Source organism: Shewanella sp. WXL01, assembly GCF_012263345.1.
GTDB classification, from domain to species: Bacteria; Pseudomonadota; Gammaproteobacteria; order Enterobacterales; family Shewanellaceae; genus Shewanella; species Shewanella maritima.
On the sequence record NZ_JAAIKQ010000036.1, the window covers coordinates 1 to 569 of the forward strand.

Annotated in this window: 1 protein-coding gene; it reads right to left on the reverse strand. The window is 51.7% G+C overall.

What is annotated here, in order from left to right; translation table 11 throughout:
• A partial coding sequence (locus G3R49_RS19960; RefSeq protein ID WP_167870836.1) for a cadherin-like domain-containing protein occupies positions 1-569 on the reverse strand: 569 nt, incomplete at both ends.

A 569-nucleotide genomic window follows, 5' to 3' on the forward strand; every position in this document is an offset into this window, starting at 1 on the left:
TCTTCGCCCACGGTTACTGCATCATCAGTCACGTCTGTGTTATCTGGCGTAACAGTAATCGTCAGTGTCGCAGTCTCACCTGTATTAGTGGTGTAAGTGATGACCGGCAGTGTGCCGTTCCAGTCAGCCGCTGGGTCAAAGGTGTAAGAGCCATTAGCGTTCAGCACTAATGTGCCGCCTTGAATGGTCACTGAGTCACCAGCATTGTAAGTGGTGTTGTCACCAGCAATGGTGAAGCTGACCACGCTCGTGTTATCAGACTCGTCATTGCTCAGCACGTTGCCTGAAGCTTGCGTATCTTCGCCAACCGTAACTGCATCATCAGCCACGTCTGTGTTATCTGGCGTAACAGTAATCGTCAGTGTCGCCGTCTCACCTGTGTTAGTGGTGTAAGTGATAACCGGCAGTGTGCCATTCCAGTCTGCCGCAGGGTCAAAGGTATACGTGCCATTAGCATTCAGCACTAATGTGCCGCCTTGAACGGTGACGGAATCGCCCGCGTTATGGACAGTGTTGTCACCGGCGATGGTGAAGCTCACGACTGAAGTATTGTCTGACTCATCGTTAGT